Raw genomic sequence first — 1,044 nt, forward strand, 5'->3', positions numbered from 1 at the left:
GCCGGCCATAGGCCGCGAACATCGAACCCACCACACCAGCGGGGAACAGGGCTTCCACCACGTCCCAGGTGTAGAGGAGCCCGCCGTCATGCTCGGAGGCCTGGTGGTCGATCCAGACCTGCGGGGTCTGGGCGACGCTGTGCACCATGTCGCTGATGCGGTCCCAGCTCGACCGCTCGCTGGCCGGCGCGCGGAAGCCCAGCGCGCTGGTGAACACGACCGGGATCGAGGCGGCAGCGGCACCGCGGGTACGCGCCAGCTCGCGCAGCACATGGACCCCGCCCACCTCGGCATGGTCCAGGTGCCAGCTCGCGCAGCACATGGACCCCGCCCACCTCGGCATGGTCCAGGTCCTCCGCCAGACGCTTCTGCAGGGTGGCGGCGCGCTCGGCGAAGCTGGCGGGCGTGGTGTCCACCTCCAGCAGGATCGTCGAGGTGAAGTCGCCGATCAGGGCCGCCATGTCGGGGTGGAGCGGCGGGCGGTTGAAGGAGGTCAGCGTCAGGCAGAAGCGCTCGGTGCGGCTGAAGGCGGCCAGGATGTCGCCATAGCTAGCAGCGAGCAGGGCGGACGGGGTAAGTCCCCTCGCCTGGGCGGCTTCCTGCAGCGCAGACCACTGCCCGGCCGGCAGGGTCGCCAGGTGGCGGACGAAGCGCGGGCGGTCGATCTGTCGGGGCTGCCGGGCGAGCGGCAGGTCGGGTGCGCCCGGCAGGGTCGGCAGGCGCTCCTGCCAGTAGCGGGCGCTGCGCTGCCAGACCTCGCTCTGCCGCCAGGCGATATTCTCCATCACGAAGTCGCGGAAGCTCAGGCCGATCGGCGGGAGCGGGATCGCCGGGTTCTCGTAGAGGCGGCCCCATTCCTCGCGGAGCTGGAAGATGCTGGCGGCATCTAGCACCAGCAGGTCCAGGCCGATATGGAGGCGGCGGCCGCCCTGGTGATGAGTGGCGCGGATGTCGAACAGCGGCCAGACGGCCGGGTCCGGCAGGCGGTGGGACAGTTCCTCGCGGATCGCCAGCAGGGCCGCCTCGTCGTCCTGACCGTCCAGG

General features: G+C 71.4%; 1 protein-coding gene. It reads right to left on the reverse strand.

Annotation, left to right across the window (positions count from 1 at the left end):
- Nucleotides 1–86 precede the first annotated feature (86 nt).
- Nucleotides 87–1,044 (reverse strand): condensation domain-containing protein (locus EQG76_RS30670; protein WP_235031646.1); only part of this gene is annotated, 958 nt, incomplete at its 5' end.

The sequence above is a fragment of the Geminicoccus flavidas genome, assembly GCF_009806515.1.
Taxonomy (GTDB): domain Bacteria; phylum Pseudomonadota; class Alphaproteobacteria; order Geminicoccales; family Geminicoccaceae; genus Geminicoccus; species Geminicoccus flavidus.